The sequence below is a fragment of the Amycolatopsis tolypomycina genome (genome assembly GCF_900105945.1).
GTDB lineage: Bacteria > Actinomycetota > Actinomycetes > Mycobacteriales > Pseudonocardiaceae > Amycolatopsis > Amycolatopsis tolypomycina.
On sequence record NZ_FNSO01000004.1, the window covers coordinates 3,852,715 to 3,878,824 of the forward strand.

A 26,110-nucleotide genomic window follows, 5' to 3' on the forward strand; every position below is an offset into this window, starting at 1 on the left:
AGAAGAGTTTCAGTGCTGGCCGTAGACGTTCTGGTACCGGGCGTAGAGCCGGTCGACGTCCTCGGGCGGCAGCGGTTCGGGCGTGCCGAGCTCGAAGGCCTTGTGGACGGTGCGGGCCACGTCCTCGACCATCACCGCGGCCTTGACCGCGTCACGCGCGGTGCGGCCGACGGTGAACGGGCCGTGGTTGCGCATCAGCACCGCGGGCGACCGGCTCGAGCGAAGCGTTTCGACGATGCCGCGGCCGATGGAGTCGTCGCCGATGAGGGCGAACGGCCCGATCGGGATCTCGCCGCCGAACTCGTCGGCGATCATCGTCAGCACGCACGGGATCGGCTCGCCGCGGGCTGCCCACGCCGTGGCGTAGGTCGAGTGGGTGTGCACGACGCCGCCGATCTCCGGCATGTGCCGGTAGACGTAGGCGTGCGCGGCGGTGTCGGACGACGGCGCGAAGTCGCCTTCGACGAGCTCGCCGTGCAGGTCGGTGACCACCATCCGGTCCGCCGTCAGCTCGTCGTAGGACACGCCCGAGGGCTTGATGACCATCAGGTCGCGGTCCGGGACGCGGGCCGAGACGTTGCCCGCGGTCCAGATGACCAGCTCGTTGCGGGTCAGCTCGCCGTGCAGCTTCGCCACCGTCTCGCGCAGCTGGGCGACGGTGTCGAGCACTTCACCGGTCAGGGACATCAGGACTGTCCTTTCGCGACGGCGCGCTTGCGGGCGGCCAGCCGGTGCATGACATCGTTGCCGCCACGACCGAAGTAGTCGTGCAGCTCGGTGTACTCGGCGTACAGCTCGTCGTAGGCGGCGACGTGCGCGGGCACCGGACGGTACACCGCCCGTTCGACCGAGCCCATCGCGGCGGCGGCCGCGCGGATGTCCGCGTGGGCGCCGGCGGCGACGGCCGCGTGGATGGCCGAGCCGAGCGCCGGTCCCTGCGCCGAGCCGATCACCGACAGCGGGAGGTTGGTGACGTCGGCGTAGATCTGCATGAGCAGCGCGTTCTTCGTCAGGCCGCCCGCGATGATCAGCTCGGTGACCGGGACACCGGCGGCGTTGAACGTCTCGATGATCTTCCGGGTGCCGAAGGCGGTGGCCTCCAGCAGCGCGCGGTAGACGTCCTGGGCGCGGGTGGCGAGCGTCTGCCCGACGATCACGCCGGAGAGCTCGTGGTCGACCAGCACCGACCGGTTGCCGCTGTGCCAGTCCAGGGCGATCAGGCCGTGTTCGCCGATCTCCTGCTGGGCGGCGAGCCGGGTGAGGTGCTCGTGCCCTTCGTAGGCCCCCGGGACGCCGTGCTCGACGAACCAGCCGAAGATGTCGCCGACGCCGCTCTGGCCTGCCTCGTACCCCCAGAGCCCGGCCACGATGCCGCCTTCGACGACGCCGCACATGCCGGGAACCTCGTGCAGCTCGGCGCCGTTCATCACGTGGCAGGTCGAGGTGCCCATGATCGCCACCATCTGCCCGGGCTCGACGGCCTGCGCGGCGGGGGCGGTGACGTGCGCGTCGACGTTGCCGACGGCGACCGCGATGCCCTCGGGCAGCCCGGTCCAGGCCGCGGCCTCGGCGGTCAGCGAACCCGCGCGGGAGCCCAGCTGGCCCAGCGGGTGCTCCAGCTTGTCGGCGACGAAGTCCTCGAAGCCGGGGGCGAGCTCGCGGAGGAAGTCGCGGCTCGGGTACTGGCCGTCCTGCAGGATCCCCTTGTAGCCGGCGGTGCAGGCGTTGCGGACGTAGGTCCCGGTGAGCTGCCAGACGATCCAGTCGGCCGCCTCCACCCAGTGCCGCATCGCGGCGTAGACCTCGGGCGCCTCTTCGAACAGCTCGAGGCCCTTGGCGAACTCCCACTCCGAGGAGATCAGGCCGCCGTAGCGCGGGAGCCACTTCTCGCCGCGGGTGCGGGCCAGCTCGTTGATCCGCACGGCCTGCGGCTGCGCCGAGTGGTGCTTCCAGAGCTTCACGTACGCGTGCGGGTTGCCTTCGAACTCGGGCAGTTCGCACAGCGGCGTCCCGTCCGCGGTCGTCGGCACCATCGTGCACGCGGTGAAGTCGGTGGCGATCCCGACGACGTCCGCCGCGTCGACGCCGGCGTCCCGCAGGGCCGCCGGGACGGCGTTGCGCAGCACGCCGACGTAGTCCGCCGGCACCTGCAGCGCCCATTCCGGCGGCAGCGCGCGGCCCGTGGCGGGCAGCGTCTCGTCGAGCACCCCGTGCGGGTACTCGAAGACGCCGGAGCCGAGTTCGGCCCCGTCGGCCACGCGCACGACCACCGCGCGGCCGGACAGGGTGCCGAAGTCGACGCCGACGGTGAGTGGTTCTCCCACGGTGTCTTCCCTCCTGGTTGGTGACCGGGACGCGGCGCGGGCGGCGGTGAACGCGCCGCGTCCCGGGGTCTTAGCGGCCGGTGAGGACCAGTGTCGTCACCGAGTTGGCAGGCAACGTCAGCTTCGACGTCGCGGCCAGGCCGGTGATCTCCCTGGTCTGCGGCACGATGGCGGTCGGCGTGGCGAGGGTGTTGCGCCCCGCCGGGTCGCCGGTGAGCGTGGTGAGCGTGCCGGTGCCGTCGACGGCGGTGACGCCGGTGAGCGACAGCCGGGTGGTCTGCACCTGCGAAGTCGGGTTGACGAGTTTGACCGTGAAGGTCTTCCTTCCGCTCTTCGTGGTCACGTTGACCACCTGCCGCAGGGGGCTGCCCTGGTTGAGGCGGCTGGTGACGATCTGCTTGCCGAGGGTGCTGGAGAACATCTGCTGCACCCAGTACGACGGCGAACCGTAGCTGCTGCCGGCGTCGAGGCCGATCAGGTTGACCGGCCAGTTGGACTGGTTTTCGTGCACCAGCACCGGCGCGTACATCGAGCCGATGACGATGTCGCTGTTGCGTTCCAGCCCGGTGAGGAACGCGGCCTCGCCGATGGCGGCGGCCAGGGTGCCGGTGGGCCTGCCGTCCTGGGCGCCGTACTCGCCGACGAGGATCTCCGGGCCGGAGCGGTCCGCGGTGTCGTAGCGGGTCGAGTTGTCGGTGAACCACTGCGGCGACTGGTAGTAGTGGTCGTCCGCGGCGTCCGGGCGCACCCCGGTCGACGTGCTCGACGCGGCCCCGCCCTGCAGGCCGCCGGTCGTCGCGACGACGGTCAGCTGCGGGTACTTCGCCTTGATCGCGTTGAACATGTCGGTGAAGCGCCAGGCGTAGCTGCCCGAGGTGTCGAACCAGTCCTCGTTGCCGACCTCGACGTAGCGCAGGTCGAACGGCGCCGGGTGCCCGTCGGCGGCCCGCTTCGCGCCCCACGTCGTCGAGGTGTCGCCGATGGCGTACTCGATCTCGTCGAGGGCTTCCTCGATGTACTGCGGGTAGTCGGCCTGGCTGACGTGCTGGCCGTTGAGGGTGTAGCCGGCGAACAGCCCGAGCAGCGGCTGGGCGCCGATGTCCTCGGCCAGCTTGAGGTAGTCGAGGATGCCGAAGCCGTCGGTGGACCAGTAGCCCCACGCGGTGTTCTGGTGGCCGGGGCGGTCCTCCAGCTTGCCGATGGTCTTCTTCCACTCGAACCGCGTGTCGAGGGTGTTGCCCTCGAGGTAGTTGCCGCCCGGGACGCGGAACAGGCCGAGCTTCATCGCCGCGAGCTTCTGCCCGAGGTCGGCGCGGACGCCGTTGGGCCGGTTCTTGAAGGTCGGCGGGAACAGCGACACCTGCTGGAACCAGGCGTCCCCGCTCAGCGCCGTCTTGCCCTTGTTGACCAGGGAGACGACGATCCGGTTGTCGGTGGAGTTCGTGATCGTCGACGGCGTGGTGAAGCTGAACGTCTGCTGCGTCCACGCGTCCCCGACCGGCTGGACGTCCTTGCTCGCCAGAACCGTGCCGTCCGGCTTCTCCAGGCTGATCCGCACCGCGCCCTTCCAGCTGCCCTTCGCGAAGAAGCTGCCGGTGTACTTGGTGGACGGCTTCGCGGCGATACCGTAGAAGCCGACGTTCGCGGCGGCAACTCGGCCGGCGGCCGGGACGGTGTCCGCGTGCAGCTTGAGCGAGCGGTCGAGCGCGGTGTTCAGCGGATTCGCGGTGTCGACCGCGTAGGTGCCGGCCGCGCCCGCCGAGGTGACCAGCGACCAGTACGGCACCGGCGTGTTGCCCGCGCCGCTGCCGGGCTGGTAGCCCTCCTTGAAGGTGCGGTTGCGCACCAGTTCGGCGTACAGGCCGCCTTCGACCGAGTGGCTGATGTCCTCGAGGATCGAGCCGTAGGTCGTCGGCCGGGTGTTGGCGCGGACGACGTTGGCGTCGACCGCGAGCTGGTTGGCTCCGGCCAGTGCGCCGATCTGCGCGGCGGTCAGCGGGAAGCGGCGCAGCTCGACCTCGTCGACGGCGCCGGTGAACCCGGCGCCGACGGTGAACGGCGCCGCGGCGGTGCCCGAGGCCGGGCAGGCGGAGACGTCGAGGGTCGTGCCGGTGGGCGTCCCGCAGGTGCTGGTGACCGCGGAGGCGTCACCGTCGGCGTAGACGGTGAGCCGCTGGGCGGCGCGGTCGAGGACGAGCGCGGCGTGGTGCCAGTTGCCGTCGGCGAGGCCGCCGCCGTTCGTGGTCACCTGGATCGGGCCGACGCGGGCGGTGAGCTTGCCGCCGGTGACGCCGAGCGCGTAGCCGTCACCGTGGTCGACCAGCGTGCCGGCCGCGGTGGTGCGGAACCAGGCGGCCAGCGAGAGCGAGCCGGTGCCGGTGTCGAAGGCGGGCGAGCTGCCCATGTCCACAGTGGACTTGCCGTCGAGCTGGACGGCCTTGCCGGCCGCGCCGGTGGTCCAGGTGGCGCCCTTGAGCGTGCCGTCGGCCGCGTTCGCCGACGAGTCGCGGGCCACCGTGCCGGTACCTTCGTCGAAGTGCCACGAACCGCTGGCGGCCAGCGCGGCGACCGCGGAGCCGGTCAGCGGCGTCGGGTACGCGCGGACGTCGTCGACGCCGCCGGCGAACCAGTCGGCCGGGGCGCCCGCCCACTTGCCGCGCCCGATCTCCAGGTGCCCGGAAGCGGTCCACGGCGTCGTGAACGGGACGCTCTGCTGCAGGGTTCCGTTGACGTACAGGGAAAGCGTGCCGGCCGCCCGGTTGTAGACACCGACCAGGTGCTGCCACTGGCCGGCCTGCGCGGGCAACGTCGACACCGCTGAGGATGAAGCGGTGTCGCCGTCGCCCGCGCGGCGTGTGAAGGCGAACCGGCCGTCGGCCGCGCGCTGGAGGTAGAAGCCGCTGATGGTGCTGCCGTCGACGCTCACCGCGGTGCGGAAGCCGCCGGCCGCGGTGGGCTTGACCCACGCCGCGACCGTGAAGCTCTGCGCGGTGTCCACGACCGGCGCCGGGACGTCGACCGCGGCGTCGGTGCCGTTCAGCGTGACGCCGTGCGCGCCGACGACGCCGTCGCCCCAGGCCGCGCCACCGGTGAGAGTGCCGGTGCGCGCGTCGAGCGAGTCGTCGGCGGTCGTGGTGCCGGTGCCCTCGTCCAGGCCCCAGTGCCCGGCGATGGCCAGGCGGGCCGCGTCGGCGGCCGTCACGGCACCCGAGTAGGCGCGGACGTCGTCGATCGTGCCGTCGACGAAGTCCACCGGGTTGCCGCCGTACTTGCCGCGGCCGATCACCAGGTGCCCGGTGCCCGCCCACGCCGTGGGCGCGGCGACGGTCGTCTGGCGGGTGCCGTCGACGTAGAGCGACAGCGTCGACGCGGCCGCGTCGTACACGCCGGTCAGCTGGTACCACTGGCCGGCGACGGGGTCGAAGTTCGCGCCCGCGACGACGCCGTCGGCCGGCGAGTCCCCGGCCAGCCGGGTGAAGGCGAACCGGCGGGAGTCGTCGCGGAACTGCAGGAAGAAGTTGCTCACCTGGGTGCCGTCGACGCTGACGAACGTCTGGAAGCCGGACGTCTTGTCCAGCTTCACCCAGCTGCTCACCGAGAAGCTCTTCGTCGTGTCGAGCACCGGCGCACCGGCGTCGGCGAAGCCGTTGACCCCGTCGGTCGTCAGTGCCCCGCCGCGGATGCCCGGGCCCCAGCCCGCGCCGCCGGTCAGCGTCGCGGGGTGGCTGCCCGCGGTGTCGGCGGCGGTCGTCCCGCTGCCGTCGTCGAACGTCCAGTGCCCGGCCAGGCCCGGCTCGGGGTCCGCCGCGGCGGCCGTCACCGGCAGCGCCGAGAACAGCGTCAGGGCCGCGAGCACGGCCATGGGCCGCCGCAGTCTGCCGAGCATGACTCTCCCTTGAGTGTGATCGGAAGGGGGCACTTTCACGTGAAAGTGCCCTTCCGCGCTAGCGGGTTCGTCGGGTGACGAGGCGTTGCAGGACGATGAAGACGAACAGGAGGGCCCCGGTGATGATCGAGGTCCACCAGGAGTTGAGCGTGCCGTCGAAGGTGATCAGGGTCTGGATGATGCCGAGCACCATGATCCCGAGCACGGTGCCGAGGACGTACCCGGAACCACCGGTCAGGATCGTGCCGCCGATGACGACCGCGGCGATCGCGGTCAGCTCCAGGCCGACGCCGTTGAGCGGGTCGCCCGAGGACTTGTAGAGCACCAGCAGCAGCCCGCCGAGGGCCGAGCAGACGCCGCTGATCGTGTACACGGCGATCTTGGTGCGGCCGGTCTTGAGGCCCATCAGCATCGCGGACTGCGCGTTGCCGCCGATCGAGTAGACCGTGCGCCCGAACCGGGTGAAGACCAGGACGTAGGCCGCGACGGCGACGACCACCAGGGCCACCACCACGCTGATCGAGATGTGCAGCTCGGGCCCGAGCGGGATCTGCGTCTGGGCCAGCGTGGCGATCGTGGCGTTGTCGATCGAGTACGCCTCGGTGGTGATCGTGTAGCAGAGGCCGCGGGCGAAGAACATCCCGATCAGCGTCGCGATGAACGGCTGGATCTCGAAGAAGTGGATCAGCGCGCCCATCCCGGCCCCGAGCAGCGCCCCGATCAGCAGCACCACCACGATCGCCGCCCACGCCGGCCAGCCGTGCTTCTGCAGCAGGTCGCCGGAGACCACGGTGGACAGCGCGACCACCGACCCGACGGACAGGTCGATGCCGCCGGTGAGGATCACGAACGTCATGCCGACGGCGACCACGAGCAGGAACGCGTTGTTGATGAACAGGTCGAGGATGACCTGGCCGGAACCGAAGGCCTCGTACTGGACCGCGCCGAAGACGTACGCGGCGATCAGCAGCGCCAGCGTCGCGAGGATCGGCACGTGCCGCTGCTGCGGCCGGTAGCCCTTGACACGGGCGAGGGTGGTCATGCGGTGACCTCCACCTTCTCCGGAGCGGGTGTGGGCGCCGGGGTGACCGGGCGGGCTCCGCGCCGCCGGAACTTGCGGCGGAACGCGGGCGAGAGCAGCAGGCACACCACCAGCACGACGATGGCCTTGAAGAGCATGATCGACTCCGGCGGGATGCCGAGGGCGTTGACGGTGGTGGTGAGCGTCTGGATGAGCAGCGCGCCGATCACCGAGCCGCCGAGGGAGAACCGGCCGCCGGTCAGCTGGGTGCCGCCGACGACGACCGCGAGGATCGCGTCGAGCTCGATGAACAGGCCGGCGTGGTTGGCGTCGGCGCTGTGCACGTTCGCGCTGATCATCAGCCCGGCGATGCCGGCGCACAGCGCGCAGAAGACGTAGACGAGCCAGGTCAGCCGCGCCGAGCGGAGCCCGGCCAGCCTGCTGGCTTCGGGGTTGCCGCCGACGGCCTCGACGAGCAGGCCGAGCGCGGAGCGGCGGACGAGCACCGAGGCGATCACGAACACGGCCAGCGCGATGAGGATGGCGCTGGGCAGGGTGAACAGGTACCCGCTGCCGATCCACTCGAACGAGTGGGAGTTGACGGTGATGATCTGCCCGTCGCTGATCAGCTGCGCGATGCCGCGGCCGGCGACCATGAGGATCAGGGTCGCGATGATCGGCTGGATGCCCAGTGCCGCGACCAGCCAGCCGTTCCACACGCCGAGCACGAGCGAGAGGCCGAGCGCCAGGCCGAAGGCGACCAGCGTGGTGCCGACGCCGTCGGGGTTGTCGCTGATCCACAGGCAGGCGAGCGCGCCGCTGATCGCGACCACGGCGCCGACCGAGAGGTCGATGCCGCGGGTGGCGATCACCAGCGTCATGCCGATCGCGATGAGGATCAGCGGGGCGCCGTTCTTCAGGATGTCGATGACGTTCCCGTAGAGGTGCCCGTCGCGGAGCTCGATCTTGAAGAACGACGGGCTCGCGATCAGGTCGCCCAGCAGCAGCACCAGCAGCGCCACGACGGGCCAGAAGAGCCGCTGTTTGGTCATGCTTTTCAAGGCGGTAGTCACGCCTGCACCCCCTCGGCCATCGTGGCCATGACGTCGTCCGCGGTGAGCGCCTGGTTGTTGTCCCGCACCGCCACGACCTTGCGGTCGCGCAGCACGACGACGCGGTGGCTCAGCCGCAGGACCTCTTCCAGTTCGGCGGAGATGTACACGACGGCCATTCCTTCGCCCGAGAGCTGGGTGACCAGCTTCTGGATCTCCGTCTTGGCGCCGATGTCGATGCCGCGCGTGGGCTCGTCGAGGATCAGCAGCCGCGGTTCGGTGATGAGCCAGCGGGCCAGCAGGACCTTCTGCTGGTTGCCGCCGGAGAGGTTGCCCACCAGCGCTTCGGGGTTGGCGGGCCGGATGTCGAGCGCCTTGACGTACTTCTCGGCGATTTCGTCCTGGCGGCGGCGCGACAGCGGCCGCGCCCAGCCCCGGGAGGCCTGCAGCGCGAGCACGATGTTCTCGCGGACGGTCAGTTCCTCGACCAGGCCTTCGGCCTTGCGGTTCTCCGAGAGGAACGCGATCTTGTGGTCCAGACCGGCCCGAGGGGTGCGCAGCGACGTCGTGTCGCCGTCGACCTGCACGGTGCCGCTGTCGGCGTGGTCGGCGCCGAAGAGCAGCCGGGCGAGCTCGGTGCGGCCGGAGCCGAGGAGGCCGGCGAGCCCGACGACCTCGCCGGCGTGGACGGTGAGGTCGAAGGGCGCGACGCCGCCCTTGCGGCCGAGGCCTTCGGCGGCCAGCAGCACCGGCGCGCCGGCGACCTCGGCCCGGGTGGGGCCGGAGTCCTCCAGGTCCTCGAGGACCTGGAGCTCCTTGCCGATCATCTTGGTGACGAGCTCGACCGGCGTGATGTCCGCGGTGCGGTACTCGCCGATCAGTTTTCCGTTGCGCAGCACGGTCATCCGGTCGGCGATGGCGAAGACCTGGTCGATGAAGTGGGACACGAACAGGATCGCCATACCGCTTTCGCGCAGGGACCGGACGACCTTCAGCAGCTGCTCGACCTCGCCGGCGTCCAAACTGGACGTCGGTTCGTCGAGGACGAGCACCCGCGCGTCGACGTCGAGCGCGCGGGCGATCGCGACCAGCTGCTGCACCGCGATGGAGCAGGTGGAGAGCTCGGCCGAGACGTCGACGTGGACGTCCAGCCGGGCCAGGAGTTCCTCGGCGCGCTTCCGCATCGGGCCCCACTGGATGCGGCCGAAGCGGCGGGGTTCGCGGCCGAGGCAGACGTTCTCCGCCACGGACAGGTTCGGGCAGAGGTTGACTTCCTGGTAGACCGTGCTGATGCCGGCCTGCTGGGCCTCGCCGGGCCCGCTGAAGGCGACTTCGCCGCCGCCCAGCTCGATCGTGCCCGCGTCCACCCCGTACACCCCGGTCAGCACCTTGATGAGGGTGGACTTGCCGGCGCCGTTCTCGCCCATCAGGGCGTGGACTTCGCCGGGGTACATCCGGAAGGCGACCCCGTCCAGGGCGAGGACGCCGGGGAACTCCTTGCGGATACCGCTCATCCGCACCATGGGCTGCGGTTCAGGCATTGGTGTGCTCCGGGGTGGAGGCCGGGGGGCGTGAGTGGTAAGGCGGGTTAGAACCCGCCTTACCACTCACGACCTGCGGGCGAGGATCAGTACTGGCGCGACGGCAGGGCGGCCTTGGCCGCGGCCTGGTCGAACTCGGTCTCCTTGGTCTCGATGCGGGCGGGCACCTGCTCGCCGGCGGCGACCTTCTTGACCAGGTCCATCAGCTGCGGGCCGAGCAGCGGGTTGCACTCGACGATGTGGTTGATCTTGCCGTCGGCGAGCGCCTGCATGCCGTCCTTGACCGCGTCCACGGAGACGATCTTGATGTCCTTGCCCGGGACCTTGCCGGCGGCTTCGATGGCCTCGATGGCACCGAGGGCCATGTCGTCGTTGTGGGCGTAGAGCACGTCGATCTTGGGCTGGGACTTCAGGAAGGCCTCCATGACCTCCTTGCCCTTGGCGCGGGTGAACTCACCGGTCTGCGAGGCGACGATCTTGTACTTCGGGTCGGCCGCGATGACGTCCGCGAAGCCCTTCTTGCGGTCGTTCGCCGGGGCCGAGCCGGTGGTGCCCTGCAACTCGACGATGTTCACCTGGCCGGTGGCGCTGCCGAACTCCTTGGTCAGCCACTCCCCCGCCTTCTTGCCCTCGGCGACGAAGTCGGAGCCGAGGAAGGTCTTGTAGAGCGACTTGTCCGGCGAGTCGATCGCGCGGTCGGTGAGGATGACCGGGATGTTGGCGTTCTTGGCTTCCTTGAGGACGGTGTCCCAGCCGGACTCGACGACCGGCGAGAAGGCGATGACCTTGACCTTCTGCTGGATGTACGAGCGGATCGCGGAGATCTGGTTCTCCTGCTTCTGCTGCGCGTCGGAGAACTTCAGCTCGATCCCGGCGGACTTGGCCGACTCCTGGATCGACTTGGTGTTCGCCGTCCGCCAGCCGCTCTCGGCGCCCACCTGGGCGAAGCCGAGCGTGACGGCGCCGCCGGCCGAGCCGCCGGACGAACCGCCACTCCCGCAGGCGGTGAGCAGCACGAGTCCGGCCGCCGCGGCCGCCGCGGCGGCCCATCGCTTCTTCAGCACGTTCACTCCTCGATCGACGATGATCAGTGGGAAAACCTGTGTGGGGACTTCGGGTGAAAACTGACAGTTGCGTGGTAGCGCTAACAATCCCTCGGGAACCACCGGTCCCGCCGGCCGCGGCGCTAGCGCGGTCCGGTGCTCTCGCGCACGATCAACTCGGGGACGACCAGGGCGCGCGCGTGCCGGTCGCCTCCGTCCATCCGCCCGGCCAGCAGGCCGAACGTACGCCGTCCGACTTCGATGAAGTCCTGGCGCACCGTCGTGAGCGGCGGCGTGAAGTACGCCGCCTCGGGGACGTCGTCGAAGCCCGCCACGCGCACGTCCCGCGGCACCGAGATGCCCGCTTCGGCGAACGCGCGCAGCAGGCCCAGTGCCATCTGGTCGTTGCCGGCGAAGACGGCGTCCAGATCCTTTTCCTTGGCGAGGGATCGCCCCGCCTCGTAGCCCGACCGGGAGCTCCAGTCGCCGCGGATCACCTGCGGGGCCCCGACGCCGTGGCGTTCCAGGGTTTCCCGCCAGCCGAGCTCGCGGTCGCGGGCCTCCAGCCAGTCCTCCGGCCCGGCGATGTGCCACACCGTGCGGTGGCCCAGCGCCAGGAGGTGTTCGGTGGCCCGGCGGGCGCCGTCGCGCTGGTCGACGGAGATGACCGGCACCGGTGCCGCCTCCCCGCCGCCGACGGCGACGACCGGGAAGTCCGCGGGCGCGGCTTCCAGGGCCCGGCCCGCGCTGACGTGCGGGGCGATCACGATGACGCCCTCGACCGCCTGGCGGCGCAGGTTCTCCACCGCGTCGGCGATCGACGACCGGCCCGGCCTGCTGACGCTGGAGATCGTGATCGCGTACCCGGCTTCCCGGGCGGCGTTCTCGATGCCGTAGAGCGTGCTGGCCGGACCGTACAGATTGGACTCGAGCGCGACGACGCCGAGCGTGCCGGTCCGCCCGGTGACCAGCGCGCGGGCCGCGGAATTGGGCCGGTAGCCCAGCTCCTCGATCGCCGCGAGCACCCGCGCACGGGTCTCGGGACGCACCGGGCCGGTCCCGTTGATCACCCGGGACACGGTCATGTGGGACACCCCGGCCACGCCCGCGACGTCGGTCAGGCTCGGCTGCCGCGTCCCGGCGGAGGTCGCCTTCAGGGGTCCGCCGGAGCGGGGTCGTTCGGCCACCGGTGTCCCCTTCCGTCCGCTCCGACATGGTCTGCGTCACCTGTTCCGGTGACGACGAGGAGTTAGTGTTAGCGATAACACCCACGGGGTCAACCCCGGGTCGCGTAACGGTCTAGTCACATGGCCTTCACACCGTCGCGACGACGAATTCGACGGCGCGACCTGCGCGGAGCGTCGTTTGAAATTCACCGCCCGTCAGCGCGGCCCGGTGTTCAACGGCATGTTCGCCCCGTCGGCGGGGCGTTTACCACACCGGTCCGCGACCGGTTTCAGAAGGCCACGGTGGCGGCGACGGGCAGGTGGTCGCTGCCGGTCGCGGGCAGGGTCCAGGCGGCCACCGGCCGCACGCCGCCGACGAAGATCTGGTCGATCCGGGCCAGCGGCAGGGCGGCCGGCCAGGTGAAGCCGAACCCGTCGCCGGCTTCCTCCTGCGCCGCCTGCAGGCGCGCGGTGACGGGCGCGAGCGCGCGGTCGTCGGCGGTGCCGTTGAAGTCGCCGACGAGCACGGTCCGGGGTGCGGCTTCCGCGGCGACGGCGTCGGCGAGCAGGTCCATCGCGGCGTCGCGGCCGTTCGCGGTGAACCCCGCGTCGAGGCGCACGCGCACGGAGGGCAGGTGCGCCACGAAGACCGCCACCGGGCCCTTCGGAGTGTCCACTGTGGTCTGCAGGGCCCGGGTCCACGGCATGATCGCCACCGGCCGCGTGGCACGCAGCGGGTAGGTGCTCCAGATCCCGACGGTGCCCTGGACGGAGTGGTGGGGATAGGCCGCGGCGAGCGCGTCCTCGTACTTCGGCACCTCGGACTTCTTCAGCTCTTCGAGGGCGATCACCTGGGCGCCCGCGGCGGCCAGCGCCCGCGCGGTGCCGGCCGGGTCCGGGTTCTCGTCGTTGACGTTGTGCGAGACGATCGTGAGGTCGCCGCCGGGTTCGCGCTTGTCGAAGAGCCGGGTGCCGAAGAACCCGCCCCAGACCAGCGCCGGCAACAGGAGGGCGAGAAGGGCGAGCGCCGACCGGCGGACCAGGGCCGCGACCAGCAGCGGCAGCACGAGCAGGCCGGTCCAGGGCAGGAACGTCTCCAGCAGGCTGCCGGCGTTGCCCGCCCAGTTCGGCACCAGCGGGTGCGCGAGCAGCAGCAGCGCGGTCAGGACGGCGAACGCGGCGACGACCCGGCCGCGGCGCCACGTCTGCCGGGTCGGCGCGGGCCGCTCGGCGGTCACGGTCATCGGACGGCCGCCGGCAGTTCCCGCTGGATGGCGGCGATGAGGGTGGCGCTGGTCTCGAGCACGGCCCGCAGCCCCGCCGACGGCGTGCCGCCCGGCCGCTGCTGGAGGACGACACCGAGGATCAGCGCGCCGTTGCCCGCACGGGCGGCCCACATCAGGGCGCCCCCGGCGGCGGTGGACGAGCCGGTCTTCAGCCCGATGACGCCGTCCCGGCCGAGCAGGGTGTTGGTGTTGGCGACCGTGCCCGGCACGCCGTCGATCCGCAGGCTGGGCGTGGCGACGATGGCCCGGATGACGGGGTGCTTCATTGCTTCGCGGGCCAGCCGCAGCTGGTCGGTGGCGGTGCTGGTGGTCGAGTCTTCGACCCCGCTGGCACCGGTGTAGGTGGTGCTGGTCATGCCGAGGGCGGCGGCCTCCCGGTTCATCTTCGCGACGAAGGCGTCCTGGCTGCCGGCGTCCCAGCGGGCGAGCAGCCGCGCGACGTTGTTGCCGGACGGGATGAGCATCAGGGCGAGCAGGTCGCGTTCGCTGAACCGCCGCCCCGCCCGCACGGGCGCGCTCGATTCCTCGGCCGACGTCGACTCGGCCTCGGCCTGCTCGTCGACGGTGATCTCGGGACCGGCCTCGTCCGCGCCGAGCGGGTGGTCCTTGAGGACGACGTAGGCGGTCATGACCTTGGTGACGCTGGCGATGGGCACCGGCCGCTGCTCACCGCGGCTGCCGAGCGAGCCCAGGTTCTGCACTTCGACGCTGGCCTGTCCTTCGGCGGGCCACGGCAGCGGAAGGTCGACGACCGGCCGGGTGGCCAGCGCCCGCCCGGCGGTTTCGGGCGGCAGGACGACCCACCAGGCCGCGGCGACCACCACGGCCAAGCCGGCGGCGATACCGGCGGCAAGGGGCGGGATGCGGGTGCGGGCCATCGGTCTCCTCCGAGTGCCGGGATGTGGTCACCGATCACTGTGTCGGGAGAAGATCGCCGGATCGTCGGGGCTGTTCGACAGGTGTGCACCAGGAATGTCCCGATCCTGTACCAGCGCCCGGCGCGGCGAAGGGCACCTTCCGCTCGTCAGCTGCGAGGGAGGTGCCCTTCGGCCCACGCCGGCCGGGGTGCCGGGGCCCGCGCGGGGGTCACTTCGCGGAGCGCTGGATGCAGTCGAGGCCCAGGCCGAGCGTCGTGGCGACGTACTGGCAGACGTGCGACGCGTGCGTCTCGTCCGTCTGCGCGCAGGCGATCGGCACGCCGAAGAGGTCGACCGAACAATAGGCGTAGAACTGCGTCTTGCTGCCGGGCACCATGTCCGCCGACGCCGGCGTGGCCGCGGCGACGACCGCGGAAACCGTGAGTGCAGCGGCCGTGGCCCAGGAAGCGATCCGGGTGTTCATCGTGCTCTCCTTCCGCCGAGCTTTCCCCTGTGTGTCAAGGGGTTCACCGGGAGAATTCCCCGGCCGGCGTGCCTTCAGCTCGACGTCACCGGAAAGTGTTACGCCGCCCCGCCGTTCACATACATGACCATTGTTCATCCTGTTGACCAACGGCGGGCCGGTGACCTATAAAGGAAACGTCCGGGTGTCCGCCGCAACACCTCCGCAGTCCGCTTTCCGGAGGCCATCGGTGTCCCCTCGCTCCGCCGTTTTCCTCGGCGTCACCGTCATTTCCGCCACGCTCGCGGTCGCCGCGCCCGCCCGAGCCGACGTCGTCGACGTCACCACCGCCGCCCAGCTCCGGGCCGCGCTCGCCGGCGCCGTCCCTGGCCAGACCATCCGGCTCGCGCCCGGCACCTACCGCGGCTCCTTCGTCACCACGAAACCCGGCCCGGTCACCCTGTCCGGCCCGGCGGACGCCGTCCTGATCAACGACGGCCCCGCCGGCGCCGCCCCGGCCTGCCCGGCACCGACCGCAGGCTGGGACTCCGGCTACGGCCTGTGGCTCGCGAACGCGCCCTCCTGGACCCTGCGGGGGTTCACCGTGCAGGAGTCCAAAAAGGGCATCGTCGCGGACAACTCACCGCACACCACCATCGACGGTGTCACCGTGCACCACGTCGACGAGGAAGCCGTGCACTTCCGCCGTTCCTCGGCCGACAGCGTGCTGAAGAACTCCACGATCAGCTACACCGGCCTCGTGCAGCCGGGCTACGGCGAAGGCGTCTACCTCGGCTCGGCCGGCTCGAACTGGGGCTGCCACGGCAACTCCGGCGGCGCCGACCGCGGTGACCGGATCCAGGTGCTGGACAACCACATCGGCCCGTTCATCGCCGCCGAACCCATCGACGTCAAGGAAGGCACGGCGGGCGGTGTCATCCGCGGCAACACCTTCGACGGCCGCGGGGTCACCGGCCAGAACTCGGCGGACTCCTGGATCGACGTCAAGGGCACCGGCTACACGATCGAAGGCAACACGGGCACGTTCGCCCCGCCCGGCACGTTCGCCAACGGCTACGAGACCCACAACCCGAGCACGAGCCCGGCGTTCGCCAACGGCTGCGGGAACGTCTGGCGCGCCAACAAGTCCGACCTCGGCGGCGTGGGCGCCTACGCGATCAAGATCAGCTCGGTCTCGAAGTGCGCGGCGAACCCGAATGTCGTCCACGCCTCGAACACCGTCACAAACGCCCGGTCGGGGCTGACCAACATCCCCGTCACGGCAGGATAGCGTCGACGTACCCGCCGTCCACCCGCACCGCCGCGCCCGTGGTCGCCGACGCGAACGGCGAGCTCAGGTACACCACCAGGTGGGCGATCTCCTCGGGTTCGATCAGCCGCTGCAGCAGGGACTGCGGGCGGTGGCGCTTCATGAACTCGCGCTGGGCCTCTTCCCACGGCAGGTCCTTGTCGACGAGCTCGTAGACGAAGTCCTCGACGCCGCCGGTGTGCGTGGGGCCGGCGATCACCGCGTTGACGGTGACGCCGGTCCCGGCGGCGTGCTTGGCGAAACCGCGGGACACGCCGAGCAACGCCGTCTTCGACACTCCATAGTGGATCATCTCGGCCGGGATGACGATCGCGGAATCGCTGGCGATGTACTGGATCCGCCCCCAGCCGCGGTCGGTCATGCCGGGCAGGTACGCGCGGGTGAGCCGCACCGCGGCCAGGACGTTGACCTCGAAGTAGTGCCGCCAGTCGGCGTCGGTGATGTCCAGTGGCTCCTGGGCGCCGAAGATGCCGAGGTTGTTGACCAGGATGTCGGCGTCCGGCACCTCTTCGACCACCTGGGCCGCGCCGGCCTCCTCGGACACGTCGCCCGGGGCCGGCAGGAAGTCCGCGTCCGGCACCTCCTCGCGCAGCCGCGCGATGGCCTTGTGGACGCCGGTTTCGCTCCGGCCGTTGATCGCGACCCGCGCGCCCGCCGCCGCGAGGCCCGTCGCGATCGCCGCACCGATGCCCTGGGTGGAGCCGGTGACCAGTGCCGTCTTGCCGCTCAGGTCGACCCGCATCGTGAAAACCCTCTCTCGCTCGCGTGCCTCCCCGGGCGATTCAAGCACAGCTCGCCGGAGCCCACCGGCTGGAAAACCCGGTTGCCTCCCCCGCACGAGGGCGCCACGATCTGCGCATGACCACGTATCGAACCCCGCTCCTGCCGACCGTCGCCGCGACCACCGCGCCGGTCCAGCAGCAGCCGTGCCGCCGGTGGGGGTCGATCGTCTCCGCGCCGTGAGCGCCGCGCTGCTCGCCGGCCTGGTCGCGGGCTACGGCATCGCGATCCCGGTCGGCGCCGTCGGGACGTACCTGGTGGCCCTGTCCGCCCGCACGTCGCTGCGAACCGGCCTGTCCGCGGCCATGGGCGTGGCAACGGCCGACGGCGTGTACGCGCTGGTCGCCGTGCTCGGCGGCGCCGCGATCGCGGGCGTCATCGCCCCGTTCGCCACACCACTGCGCTGGCTCTCGGCGGCCGTCCTGATCGTGCTCGCCACCCACGGTGCCGTGCGTGCGGTGCGCTCGCACCGGGCGCCGGCCACCCGCCCGGTGACGCCGCTCGCCCCCGGCCGCGCCTACGTCAGCCTGCTCGGCATCACGCTCGTCAACCCGGCCACGGTCGTGTACTTCACCGCTTTGGTGGTCGGCGACCGCGCCGGCGCGGAGGTCACGGTGCTCGACCAGGCGGTGTTCGTGCTGGCCGCGTTCGCCGCCTCGGCGAGCTGGCAAGCGGCGCTCGCCGGCGGCGGGGCCCTGCTCGGCCGGGTCCTCACCGGGCGCCGCGGCCGGCTCGTGACAGCGCTGGTGTCGAGCGCCGTGATCACCGCACTCGCCGTCCGGCTTGTCCTCCCCTGAGGCGGAAACCGTTGCCCTGTAACGGTTTGTCCGGTTCCCGGGCGCACGCCGGAAGACGTCCGGCCGCCCGGTTCCGGGCTAGCGTCCGAGGGGACGAAGGAGGCGGCCATGGCGATGCCGATGTCGATGTCGGGGTGGGACACCGCGGGCGCGGTGCTGCTGGTGCTCTGGGCGCTGGCCATGTGGACCGCGGTCGGCGTGCTCGCGTACGCCGACCGCGGGCCGGTGCGGCCCTGGGTGTACCGCGGGGCGCTGGGGGTGATCGGCTTCGGCGTGCTCGGCCAGCTCGGGCACGTCCAGGAGCACGTCGCCCAGGTCGGGTACTGGCTCGGCCACCCGAACTCCCCCGCCTGGATGACGCCGTGGGGCACCGGCCTGGCGAACGGCCTGCAGCTGGTCCTGCCCGGCCGGCCGACGTTCGGCATGGAACTGCTGCACCTGACCGGCAACTTCCTCTTCCTGGCCGGTCTGGCGGGCGTCATGGTGATCACCCGCCGGGCCACCGGCACCCGCACCCGCCGCTGGGCGAAGATGGGCGTCTGGATGCAAGGCCTGCACGGGCTGGAGCACCTGGTCCTGACACTGTCGATCGCGTTCGGCGCGCCCCGGGCGATCGGGCTGTCCACGTTCTTCGGGCTCGTGGACCCGGGCCCGGGGCTGACCACCTACCGCGTCTGGTGGCACTTCACCGCGAACGTCCTCGGCTCGGTCGTCTTCGGGCTCGCGCTGTACCACCTGTGGCGCGAACGCCGGGAGATCCGCGCCGGTTTCCTGCTCCGGCCGCTGCCCGCGGTCACCCGGCGGGCGGCGTGAGGCAGGTCAGCGTCGGCACCGCCCAGTCGGCGTGGTCCTGGCCGTTGCCGTCGCCCACGATCAGGTCGAGCACCTGGGCGCCGGTGACGTCGACGTCGACCGGGACCGCCGCCTGGCCGCCGCGGACCACCGGCGTCGTCACCCGCGTGACGCCGTCGACCGCGACGCTGAAGGTCACGCTGCCGCCGGTCCCGGTCTCGCCGTCGACGCCCACCGCGGCCGTCAGCCGGGTGCACGTGCCCGCCAGGTAGAGCTGGACGTCGCTCGCCGCGTGCACGCCGAGGCCCTTGGCGTAGGCCACCCCGCCGATGGTCATCGGCTTGCCGTCGCCCGCGCTCGCTTCGCCGTTGCTGGTGTCGCGTTCGACCGGGCCCCAGCCGTTCGTGGCGGTGAGGAACGGCAGCGAGCTGACGGCCGCCTGCCCCGCGGGCGGTGCCGGGGGAACGGCCCCCACGATCCGTTCCCCGGTCACCGACCCCGGGCGGCCCGCCTGCCGGTAGGCGACCGCGACCTTCAGCGCGGCGGTGTCCACAGTGGAGGGTGGCGTGACGGTCCAGGTGAACGTCGCCGACTTGCCGCCGTCGATCCGCGCGACCGAAGGCGGTGCCGCGGCGCCGACCGTCCACCCGGCCGGCGCGGTGAGCGCCGGCTTGACGTCGAACGCCGGCGGCGCGCCCGCCGGGACCCGCACGGTCGCCGACGCGGTGAACGCCTGGCCGCCCGACGCGGTGTCCGGCGCGGTCAGGGACACCCCGGCCGTCGGTGCCGGCGGCATGGCGTACCGCACGGGGTCGTAGCCGGGCGACGCGTTCGGCCGGACGGTCAGCGGCGAGCGGTAGCTGCCGTAGTTCGTCCAGGCGATCGTGCCGAGGCCGCCGGTGCTGCCGTCGAGGTTCCACACCGCGACGGCGATCGTGTTGCGGCCGTTCGGGTTCAGGACGCCGTTCGGGATCGGGAAGCTGTGCTGCGGCCCGAGGTAGTTGACGTACTGGCCGAGCTGCCAGCCGTTGACGAAGATCAGCGCCCGGTACTGCCGCGCCGGGTCGTCGGTGATCGTCAGGCCGAGCGAGGTGTCCTGACCGCGCGGCAGGTCGAGGTCCGCGGTGGTCCGGTACCACGACACGCCCGGCGTCGTGTCCTTCACCGGGAGCGAGGCCGATGCCCAGCCGCGGTCCGGGAAGCCGGGCAGCGACCAGCCCGCGCGCTCGCCGTAGAGCCCGCCGGTGTTGAGCGGCCCGCGCACCTGGTCCAGACCGGTTTCGCCGCCGCGGACGCCCTGCAGCTGCCAGGTCACCGACGTCAGCGGGGTGCCGGTCAGCCGCGCGGCGGTGAGCCCGCGCGCGGCCTTGTTGCCGTTGCTGGCGCCGTAGTCCTCTTCGTGGCCCATGTTCACGGTCAGCACGGAGAGCTCGTTGTCGCCGGGCTTGAGGGCACCCGCCGGGAAGGGGAAGGTGTGCTGCGGGCTGGTGGAGCTGCCGAGGAAGACGCCGTTGAGCCACGCCGAGAACGCCCCGGCCGGGCCGCCGCTCTGGCTGGAAAGGGTGATCCCGGTCTGCTTCCCGTCGCCGGTGAAGTGGCCGCGGTACCAGGTGTTGCCGGTGTGGAAGCCGTAGTCGTCGGCGAAGAGGACGGGTTTCGTGCCGAGCGCGGTCGAGCTGTTGGTGGTCTCCTTGTCCGCGACGGGCCACGCCGAGTCGTCGAAGCCCGGCTGGCTCTCCGGAGACTCCTGCTGGTGCTTCCAGCCGGTCAGGGCGGGCAGCGTGACGGCCTTCGCGGTCGGGGCGGTTCCGGTCAGGCTGCCGCTCGACGTCGGCTTCGCAGGCACCCAGGACCCGTTCCACAGCAGCGTTTTCGCCGTGCTGAAGACCTCGAAGGCGCCGTCGGTGCCGGTGTCGCCGGTCAGCGCCAGCACGCCGTACTGCTCGGCCGCGGTCCGCACCAGGTGGGTACCGCGGACCAGCACCGGACCGGCCGCGGTGTCCTGGCGCCAGAAGGTCGCCGCCGTCGCCTTGTCGGCGAGCAGCAGGAGCAGCGGGCGCGCACCGGGCGCGGTGACGAGCACGCGGGCCAGGCCGTCGTGGGTGTAGTTGAGCCGCAGGTCGCCGCGGGCGGCGTCCCAAGTGGACGTGGCGGCGCCGCCGAGGACCTGCACGGACGGCTGCTTCGCGAACCGCAGCACGGTCTCGCCGGGCCCGCCCTTGTCACCGTAGAGCACGGCGACGTCCCGGCCGCCGATGGCAGCGGTCGTCATGATCTCCGACGTCGAGTACTGCATCCGCGCGGCACCGAGGTCATAGCCGGCGACGAGGATCTTCGACTGGCGGCCGTTCAACGTGATGCCGGTGCCGGGCTGCTGCGGCACGACCGGGTAGTAATCGGTGCTCCCGGACAGCAGATCGACGGCGTCCACCACGACGAAAGCGCCGTTCGCCTTCGCGTTCTTCTGCCCGGTGACGACGATCTTCAGCGTGTGCGGCCCGGCAGGCAGGTCACGCACCTCGTAACCGGTGATCTGGTTCTGCTTGCCCGCGGCGTAGAGGTCGACGGAAGAGACTTTGGCGTCGTCCAGGTAGACGTCGGCGATGCCGTGACTCGGGTCCTTCGACGTCACCCAGCGGATCCCGCTGCCGGTGAAGGGAATGCTGACGCTGTCGCCGTCGACGTTGGAGAAGGACTCGGTGTGCTGGTAGTCGCCGCCGGTGTAGTTGACCTCGGGCCCGACGTGGCTCCAGGTGCCGGTGTAGGCGACCTCGGTGGCGCGGTCGTCGTAGGTGTAGCCGGCGTGCGCGGCGAGGTCGAGCGCGACGCTGGTGGTGTTCGTGGCGGTGGACGTCGAGTCGCTGTGGCGCAGGGTGTGGAACTGCGTGCGGGTGTCGGGGTTGATCCGCGCGGTGTCGGTGAGCGCCGGATCGGTCAGCGGCGCACCGGCGAGCCCGTCGGTCTTGGTCAGCGGCGCGACGGACTGGGTGAAGTAGCCGATCAGCTTGTCTTCGGCGTACTTCGGGTCGAACTGGCGGCCTTCGGTGATGGCGGCGCCGTAGTCGTAGGAGGTGTAGTTCTGCGGGATCGCGCTCCAGCCCCAGGAGGTGCCGCCGTGCAGCATGTAGAAGCTCTGCACGGTGGCGCCGACGGCGATGTTCTGCTTGTAGAAGACGTTCGCGAACTGGTCGTTGATGAGCTGCGCGCACTTTTCGTAGCCAGGGCCGCCCCACGGGTCGAAGGCACCCCCCTGGAACTCGGCGGTGATGAGCGGCTTGCCGGGCACGTGGTCGTAGCTGATGTCCGGCACGCCGTTCCATTTGGCGGGGTTCGAGCAGTCGAAACCCTGCGGGTAGGAGTCGGCGGCATCGACGTCGAGGGCGGCATCCCCGGCGTTGAAGGTGCCGTTGTTGTTGCCGACGAGCGGAACGGTGATGCCGTCGGCGCGAGCCTTGCCCTCGAGGTGCTTCATGTAGGCGCGGCCGTCGGCGTTGCCGTTGTAGTACTCGTTTTCGACCTGGTAGGCGAGCACGCTCCCGGTGCCGTTGGTGAGCTGGTGCCGGGCGATGATGCGGTCGATCTGCGTCTGCCACTCGTCGGAGTACTCGAGGTAGACGGGATCGGCACTGCGGGTGTGCCCGGGAGTGGTGGACAGCCAGGTCGGGAACCCACCCCCGTCGACCTCGGCGTTGATGTAGGGCCCGGGCCGCGCGATGACGTAGAGGCCGGCCTGCTGAGCCATGTCGAGGAGCCGGTCGAGGTCCCGAACGCCGGTGAAGTCGTAGACGCCCTGTTTCGGCGAGTGGTAACCCCAGTCGAAGTAGAGCGAGGTCGCGTTGAAGCCGGCGGCCTTCATCTTCTGGAAGACGTCGAGCCAGAGATCGGGACTGGGCAGGCGGTAGGAGTGGAACTCACCGGACCACAGGTAGATGCGCTTCCCATCGACGAGGAAGGAGTACCCATCGTAGGTGACGGAGTGCAAGGCCCCCGGCCTCCCTGGCGCGGCGTGCGCCCCCGGGGCGGCAACACCGGCAAAGGCAAGCAGGGCGGAAAGCAGAACGGCGAGCAGCATCCGGCAACGGCGAGCGGAGCGCATCCGGGCCTCCTGAGCGGCGGGGACCACAATCGAACACGAACCTTTGCCGACCACACAGAAGCGGTCAAGATACAACACCAAGATGGATCAGTGCGGAGGGATTGTTAGCGTTAACAGCAGTGGGGCGAAAGGGATTTGACGAGGCAAACCCGCCAAACTGGAGGAGGAGGAGGAGGAGGAGGCGGCGGCGGCGGCGGAGGGCCCGGCAGCCAACCCACCGCAAGCCAAAGGAAGCCCGGCAGCCTCCCCACCGCAACAGACGACGCCCAGACCCCCCGCAACCCCGATCCGAAGCCGAAACACGGCCGGCGGCGCCGGGTCAAGGCACGCTTTCCCGCCTTGACGCGGTGCCGCCGGCCGTAGTCACAATCGGCGATCGGGGTGGCGGAAACCCGGCAGGAGCAGAAAACCCCACCGGGATCAGTGCGGCCCAGTACTCTCCCGAACCACCAACTCAGCAGCCACCAAATGCCGAGCCCCCGCATCACCACCGGCCATCCGCTCCTCGAGCAACCCGAACGTCCGCCGCCCAACCTCGATGAAATCCTGCCGCACCGTCGTCAACGGCGGCGTGAAGAACTCCGCCTCCGGCACATCGTCGAACCCCGCAACGTGCACATCCTCCGGCACCCGGATCCCGGCCTCGGTGAACGCCCGCAACAACCCCAGCGCCATCTGGTCATTGGCCGAAAACACCGCCTTGAGCCCCCGCTTGCCCACCAGCGCGCGCCCGGCCTCGTACCCCGACCGCGGGCTCCAGTCGCCGCGGACCACCGCCGGGACGCGGGCGCCGTGGCTCTCCAGGGTCTCGCGCCAGCCGCGCTCGCGGTCGCGGGCCTCCAGCCAGTCCTCCGGGCCTGCCAGGTGCCAGACCGTCCGGTGACCGCGGGACAGCAGGTGCTCGGTGGCCAGGCGGGCGCCGTCGTACTGGTCGACCGAAATCACCGGGACCGGCGCCGCCTCGCCGCCGCCGACCGCCACCAGGGGGATGTCCGACGGGGCGGCCGCGAGCGCGCGGCCGGCCGTCACGTGCGGGGCGATCACCACGATCCCCTCCACCGCCTGGCGCCGGAGGCTCTCCACCGCGTCGCCGATCGACGTCCGGCCCGGGCGCGTCACGCTGCAGATCGCGACACCGTAGCCCGCCTCGCGGGCCGCGTTCTCGATGCCGTAGAGCGTGCTCGCCGGTCCGTAGAGATTGGACTCGAGCGCGACCACGCCGAGCGTGCCCGACCGGCCGGTGACCAGCGCCCGCGCGGCCGTGTTGGGCCGGTAGCCGAGCTTCTGCACCGCGGCGAGCACCCGCTCGCGGGTCTCCGGGCGCACCGGCCCGCTCTCGTTGACCACGCGCGAAACCGTCATGTGCGAGACACCGGCCATGCCGGCGACGTCGGCCAGGCTCGGCTGCCGCGGCCCCGGCGGGGAAGTCCTCGTCTGCTCCCCCGGCTTCGCCCGGTCCACCACCCTGGCCCCCTCCACGTCGTACCGCCTCACCCCCGAGACGGTACCGCCGAACCGGCGCTTTCCGGACGTCCCGCGCCGGGCCCGGACCGCCCGGGGAAAACGGAGAACGCTTTCACGGCCGCCACGGTGACTCACCGGGCTCGGCGAGCCCTCCGCCCGATCCCGGTGAGCGGGACATCGGGTCGTCGCGCGGTGCCGCGGTCGCCGTCGTGGCCACGCTCGTCGTCAACGACGGCGGGGCCGGCGGCCACAGCACCGCTTCGGCCGGCTCCGGGGGCCGCAGCCGCGCGGCCAGCACGAGGACCGCCGCCACCGCGGCGACGCACGTCCCGGCCAGCAGCATCGCGATTCGTCGGCGCATACCTGCTGTTGTCCGTACCCCGGCACCCTGTTCGCCGGATGTGGCGTGCGTCTCACTCGGACGAGGGTCCGGGGACGCGGGCGGCGGGCCGCGACAACCAGTACCGTGACCAGAATCGTCGAACGGCTGGACCGGCCCGACCTCGCCGCGCGAGATCCGAAGGAGATCTTCGCGCGGCTCTTCGACGAGTACGCCCCTCCCCTGCGCGGCTACCTCGCGGGCCGGGTGGGCGTGCACGTCGCCGACGACCTCGTGGCGGAGACCTTCGTCGTCGCGCTGCGAAGACGGGCGAGCTACGACCCGCGGAAGGCGCCGATCCGCGGCTGGCTCTACGGCATCGCCACCAACCTGCTGCGCAACCACGTGCGCCAGGAGGTCCGCGGCTTCCGGCTGACCGCGAAGGCCGGGGCCGAAGACCGGCCCGCCGAAAACCACGACACGACGGTCGCCGGCCGGGTCGACGCGGCGGCGCGGCTGCGCGTGCTCGCCGGCGAACTCGCCGCACTGTCCGAACAGGACCGCGACGTCCTGCTGCTCACGTCCTGGGCCGGTCTCGAACCGGCCGAAGTCGCCGAGGCGCTCGGCGTGCCCGCGAGCACGGTGCGCTCGCGGCTGCACCGCGTGCGCCACCGGCTCCAGGCCCGGCTCGTCCCCACCGAGGAGAACCAGTCATGAACGAGCTCGACGAGACCCTCGAGCTGCTCCACCGCGACGTCCGCACCGCCCCGGCCGACCTGTCCGCGGCCCGCGCCCGGCTGCTGGCCGAGCTCGACGCCGCACCCGTGATCCCCTTGCGCCCGAAGCGCGTGCGCCGGTTCGCGCTGCCGGTCGCCGCCGCCGTGGCGGGCGTGGTGGCGGTGACGGTCGTCGTCGTCCAGCAGCGCCCGACGGCTCCGGCGCCCGGCCCGGCCGCCGCACCGCCGGTCCGGACCACTGCCTCGCCGCCGGTGCCGACGGCGGCCGCCCCGGACATCCGGCTGATGTCGGCGGCCCAGGTGCTGACGCGGGCCGCGGACGTCACCGTCGGCGCGGCCGACCAGCCCGTCGGGCCGGGGCAGTTCCGGCTGGTCGCCGAGCACACCTGGGTGCAGCGCGGCGTCCAGACCGGCGACGGCACCGGCTACACCTACCTGTGGGAGCAGCAGGTCGACCGCTGGATCCCGGCGGACGAGCACGACGTCTGGCAGGAGACGCGCAAGATCCTGAGCACCGGCCGGTTCCTCGGCGGCTCGGTGCCGCAGGCGCAGGCACCCGAGCCGGCGATCACGAACACCGACCAGGGGCAGTGGCAGGGCCGCTGCGGCGACTTCTTCCCGAAGGCCAAGCCGGCGAAGAAGTGCGGGGACGCGGGCGACTGGGACAGCCCGGCGTTCTACGCCGCACTGCCCCGCGACCCGGCGGCCCTGTACGCGAAGCTGCAGCAGCTGACGAAGGGCCGCGGCTCGACGCCGTCGGTGATGTTCCACTTCGGCATCGAGATCCTCCGCGCCGGGCAGATGCCGGCGCAGCTGCGGGCGCAGTGGTACCGGGCGCTGGCGAAGATCCCGGGCATCAAGGTGCTGGCCGCGTCGGCGAACCTGGACGGCCGCACCGGCGTCGCGCTCGGGCTCGACGACCGCCACGCGATCCGCCAGCTGATCATCGACCCGGGCACGGGTGCCTTCCTCGGCGAGCGCACGATCGCCGGCGCGGAACCCGAGCAGCCGTGGCTCAAGCCGGGCACGGAACTCGGCGCGAGCGCGATCACGACGGCGGTGGTCGGGCGGCTCGGCGAAGTCCCGCCGAAGTAGCCCGCCCGGCCCATGCGCCCCAATGTGGCGTTCGGTGCGCTGGACGCACCGAACGCCACAT

20 protein-coding genes are annotated in these 26,110 nt (G+C 71.6%); 5 read left to right on the top strand and 15 right to left on the bottom strand.

The window, feature by feature from the left end:
• Nucleotides 1-9: 9 nt before the first annotated feature.
• From BLW76_RS27520 to BLW76_RS27570, 11 genes are all read right to left on the bottom strand, one after another.
• Nucleotides 10-687, bottom strand: a complete 678-nt coding sequence (locus BLW76_RS27520; protein ID WP_091312523.1) for an L-ribulose-5-phosphate 4-epimerase — start codon at nucleotides 685-687, stop codon at nucleotides 10-12.
• Nucleotides 687-2,324, bottom strand: a complete 1,638-nt coding sequence (gene araB / locus BLW76_RS27525) for a ribulokinase (RefSeq protein WP_091312524.1) — start codon at nucleotides 2,322-2,324, stop codon at nucleotides 687-689. The genes BLW76_RS27520 and araB overlap by 1 nt, the downstream gene beginning before the upstream one ends.
• A gap of 70 nt (nucleotides 2,325-2,394) precedes the next feature.
• Nucleotides 2,395-6,210, bottom strand: coding sequence for a LamG-like jellyroll fold domain-containing protein (locus tag BLW76_RS27530; RefSeq protein ID WP_091312527.1), 3,816 nt, complete (start codon nucleotides 6,208-6,210; stop codon nucleotides 2,395-2,397).
• A 58-nt stretch (nucleotides 6,211-6,268) separates the two neighbouring features.
• Nucleotides 6,269-7,252, bottom strand: coding sequence for a galactofuranose ABC transporter, permease protein YjfF (gene yjfF, locus BLW76_RS27535; protein ID WP_091312530.1), 984 nt, complete (start codon nucleotides 7,250-7,252; stop codon nucleotides 6,269-6,271).
• Nucleotides 7,249-8,283 (bottom strand): ABC transporter permease, encoded by a 1,035-nt coding sequence (locus BLW76_RS27540; RefSeq protein WP_208613395.1) that lies wholly within the window; start codon nucleotides 8,281-8,283, stop codon nucleotides 7,249-7,251. The genes yjfF and BLW76_RS27540 overlap by 4 nt, the downstream gene beginning before the upstream one ends.
• A 17-nt stretch (nucleotides 8,284-8,300) precedes the next feature.
• The gene (locus BLW76_RS27545; RefSeq protein WP_167385016.1) at nucleotides 8,301-9,806 is read right to left on the bottom strand and encodes a sugar ABC transporter ATP-binding protein; all 1,506 of its coding nucleotides are present in this window, start codon (nucleotides 9,804-9,806) and stop codon (nucleotides 8,301-8,303) included.
• A gap of 104 nt (nucleotides 9,807-9,910) precedes the next feature.
• Complete coding sequence (locus tag BLW76_RS27550; RefSeq protein WP_091312539.1) at nucleotides 9,911-10,894, bottom strand: ABC transporter substrate-binding protein; 984 nt, start codon at nucleotides 10,892-10,894, stop codon at nucleotides 9,911-9,913.
• Nucleotides 10,895-11,010: 116 nt separating this feature from the next.
• Complete coding sequence (locus BLW76_RS27555) at nucleotides 11,011-12,054, bottom strand: LacI family DNA-binding transcriptional regulator (protein WP_091312542.1); 1,044 nt, start codon at nucleotides 12,052-12,054, stop codon at nucleotides 11,011-11,013.
• 269 nt (nucleotides 12,055-12,323) lie between these two features.
• A complete protein-coding gene (locus tag BLW76_RS27560; protein WP_091312545.1) occupies nucleotides 12,324-13,277 on the bottom strand; it encodes an endonuclease/exonuclease/phosphatase family protein in 954 nt (317 codons plus the stop codon).
• Nucleotides 13,274-14,197 (bottom strand): D-alanyl-D-alanine carboxypeptidase family protein, encoded by a 924-nt coding sequence (locus BLW76_RS27565; protein ID WP_091312550.1) that lies wholly within the window; start codon nucleotides 14,195-14,197, stop codon nucleotides 13,274-13,276. The genes BLW76_RS27560 and BLW76_RS27565 overlap by 4 nt, the downstream gene beginning before the upstream one ends.
• Before the next feature lie 208 nt (nucleotides 14,198-14,405).
• A complete protein-coding gene (locus BLW76_RS27570) occupies nucleotides 14,406-14,660 on the bottom strand; it encodes a hypothetical protein (RefSeq protein WP_091312551.1) in 255 nt (84 codons plus the stop codon).
• A gap of 229 nt (nucleotides 14,661-14,889) precedes the next feature.
• On the opposite strand from BLW76_RS27570, the gene BLW76_RS27575 reads away from it, so the two are divergent.
• Nucleotides 14,890-15,930 carry a right-handed parallel beta-helix repeat-containing protein gene (locus tag BLW76_RS27575; RefSeq protein WP_143060689.1) on the top strand — a complete coding sequence of 347 codons (1,041 nt, stop codon included), beginning with the start codon at nucleotides 14,890-14,892 and terminating at the stop codon, nucleotides 15,928-15,930.
• Here the strand turns inward: BLW76_RS27575 and BLW76_RS27580 are convergent.
• Complete coding sequence (locus BLW76_RS27580) at nucleotides 15,917-16,711, bottom strand: SDR family NAD(P)-dependent oxidoreductase (protein ID WP_091312554.1); 795 nt, start codon at nucleotides 16,709-16,711, stop codon at nucleotides 15,917-15,919. The genes BLW76_RS27575 and BLW76_RS27580 overlap by 14 nt on opposite strands.
• 217 nt (nucleotides 16,712-16,928) lie before the next feature.
• Between BLW76_RS27580 and BLW76_RS27585 the strand changes: the two genes are divergently transcribed.
• Together BLW76_RS27585 and BLW76_RS27590 are read left to right on the top strand one after the other, a co-directional pair.
• Entirely contained in the window at nucleotides 16,929-17,546 is a 618-nt protein-coding gene (locus BLW76_RS27585) for a LysE family transporter (protein WP_167384752.1), read from the top strand.
• A gap of 108 nt (nucleotides 17,547-17,654) precedes the next feature.
• On the top strand, nucleotides 17,655-18,359 hold the full coding sequence (locus BLW76_RS27590) for a DUF6008 family protein (protein ID WP_091312559.1): 705 nt from the start codon (nucleotides 17,655-17,657) through the stop codon (nucleotides 18,357-18,359).
• Here the strand turns inward: BLW76_RS27590 and BLW76_RS27595 are convergent.
• From BLW76_RS27595 to BLW76_RS27605, 3 genes are all read right to left on the bottom strand, one after another.
• Nucleotides 18,340-22,320 (bottom strand): beta-galactosidase, encoded by a 3,981-nt coding sequence (locus BLW76_RS27595; RefSeq protein WP_244170336.1) that lies wholly within the window; start codon nucleotides 22,318-22,320, stop codon nucleotides 18,340-18,342. The genes BLW76_RS27590 and BLW76_RS27595 overlap by 20 nt on opposite strands.
• Before the next feature lie 534 nt (nucleotides 22,321-22,854).
• Nucleotides 22,855-23,898 carry a LacI family DNA-binding transcriptional regulator gene (locus BLW76_RS27600; protein ID WP_091312563.1) on the bottom strand — a complete coding sequence of 348 codons (1,044 nt, stop codon included), beginning with the start codon at nucleotides 23,896-23,898 and terminating at the stop codon, nucleotides 22,855-22,857.
• A gap of 112 nt (nucleotides 23,899-24,010) precedes the next feature.
• Nucleotides 24,011-24,259 carry a hypothetical protein gene (locus BLW76_RS27605; protein WP_143060691.1) on the bottom strand — a complete coding sequence of 83 codons (249 nt, stop codon included), beginning with the start codon at nucleotides 24,257-24,259 and terminating at the stop codon, nucleotides 24,011-24,013.
• Between the two features lie 105 nt (nucleotides 24,260-24,364).
• Here BLW76_RS27605 and BLW76_RS27610 point away from each other — a divergent pair, with 105 nt between their 5' ends.
• Together BLW76_RS27610 and BLW76_RS27615 are read left to right on the top strand one after the other, a co-directional pair.
• Complete coding sequence (locus tag BLW76_RS27610; RefSeq protein ID WP_091312568.1) at nucleotides 24,365-24,934, top strand: RNA polymerase sigma factor; 570 nt, start codon at nucleotides 24,365-24,367, stop codon at nucleotides 24,932-24,934.
• Nucleotides 24,931-26,049, top strand: a complete 1,119-nt coding sequence (locus BLW76_RS27615; protein ID WP_208613396.1) for a CU044_5270 family protein — start codon at nucleotides 24,931-24,933, stop codon at nucleotides 26,047-26,049. Before BLW76_RS27610 ends, BLW76_RS27615 begins: the two co-directional genes overlap by 4 nt.
• The last annotated feature ends 61 nt before the right edge of the window (nucleotides 26,050-26,110 follow it).

What these genes read in the sequence shown, in the direction of transcription:
- BLW76_RS27520 (WP_091312523.1), bottom strand. Translation starts at nt 687, where the DNA reads ATGTCCCTGACCGGTGAAGTGCTCGACACCGTCGCCCAGCTGCGCGAG.
- BLW76_RS27530 (WP_091312527.1), bottom strand. Translation starts at nt 6,210, where the DNA reads ATGCTCGGCAGACTGCGGCGGCCCATGGCCGTGCTCGCGGCCCTGACG.
- yjfF (WP_091312530.1), bottom strand. Translation starts at nt 7,252, where the DNA reads ATGACCACCCTCGCCCGTGTCAAGGGCTACCGGCCGCAGCAGCGGCAC.
- BLW76_RS27540 (WP_208613395.1), bottom strand. Translation starts at nt 8,283, where the DNA reads ATGACCAAACAGCGGCTCTTCTGGCCCGTCGTGGCGCTGCTGGTGCTG.
- BLW76_RS27545 (WP_167385016.1), bottom strand. Translation starts at nt 9,806, where the DNA reads ATGGTGCGGATGAGCGGTATCCGCAAGGAGTTCCCCGGCGTCCTCGCC.
- BLW76_RS27560 (WP_091312545.1), bottom strand. Translation starts at nt 13,277, where the DNA reads ATGACCGTGACCGCCGAGCGGCCCGCGCCGACCCGGCAGACGTGGCGC.
- BLW76_RS27565 (WP_091312550.1), bottom strand. Translation starts at nt 14,197, where the DNA reads ATGGCCCGCACCCGCATCCCGCCCCTTGCCGCCGGTATCGCCGCCGGC.
- BLW76_RS27570 (WP_091312551.1), bottom strand. Translation starts at nt 14,660, where the DNA reads ATGAACACCCGGATCGCTTCCTGGGCCACGGCCGCTGCACTCACGGTT.
- BLW76_RS27580 (WP_091312554.1), bottom strand. Translation starts at nt 16,711, where the DNA reads ATGCGGGTCGACCTGAGCGGCAAGACGGCACTGGTCACCGGCTCCACC.
- BLW76_RS27590 (WP_091312559.1), top strand. Translation starts at nt 17,655, where the DNA reads ATGGCGATGCCGATGTCGATGTCGGGGTGGGACACCGCGGGCGCGGTG.
- BLW76_RS27605 (WP_143060691.1), bottom strand. Translation starts at nt 24,259, where the DNA reads ATGCGCCGACGAATCGCGATGCTGCTGGCCGGGACGTGCGTCGCCGCG.
- BLW76_RS27615 (WP_208613396.1), top strand. Translation starts at nt 24,931, where the DNA reads ATGAACGAGCTCGACGAGACCCTCGAGCTGCTCCACCGCGACGTCCGC.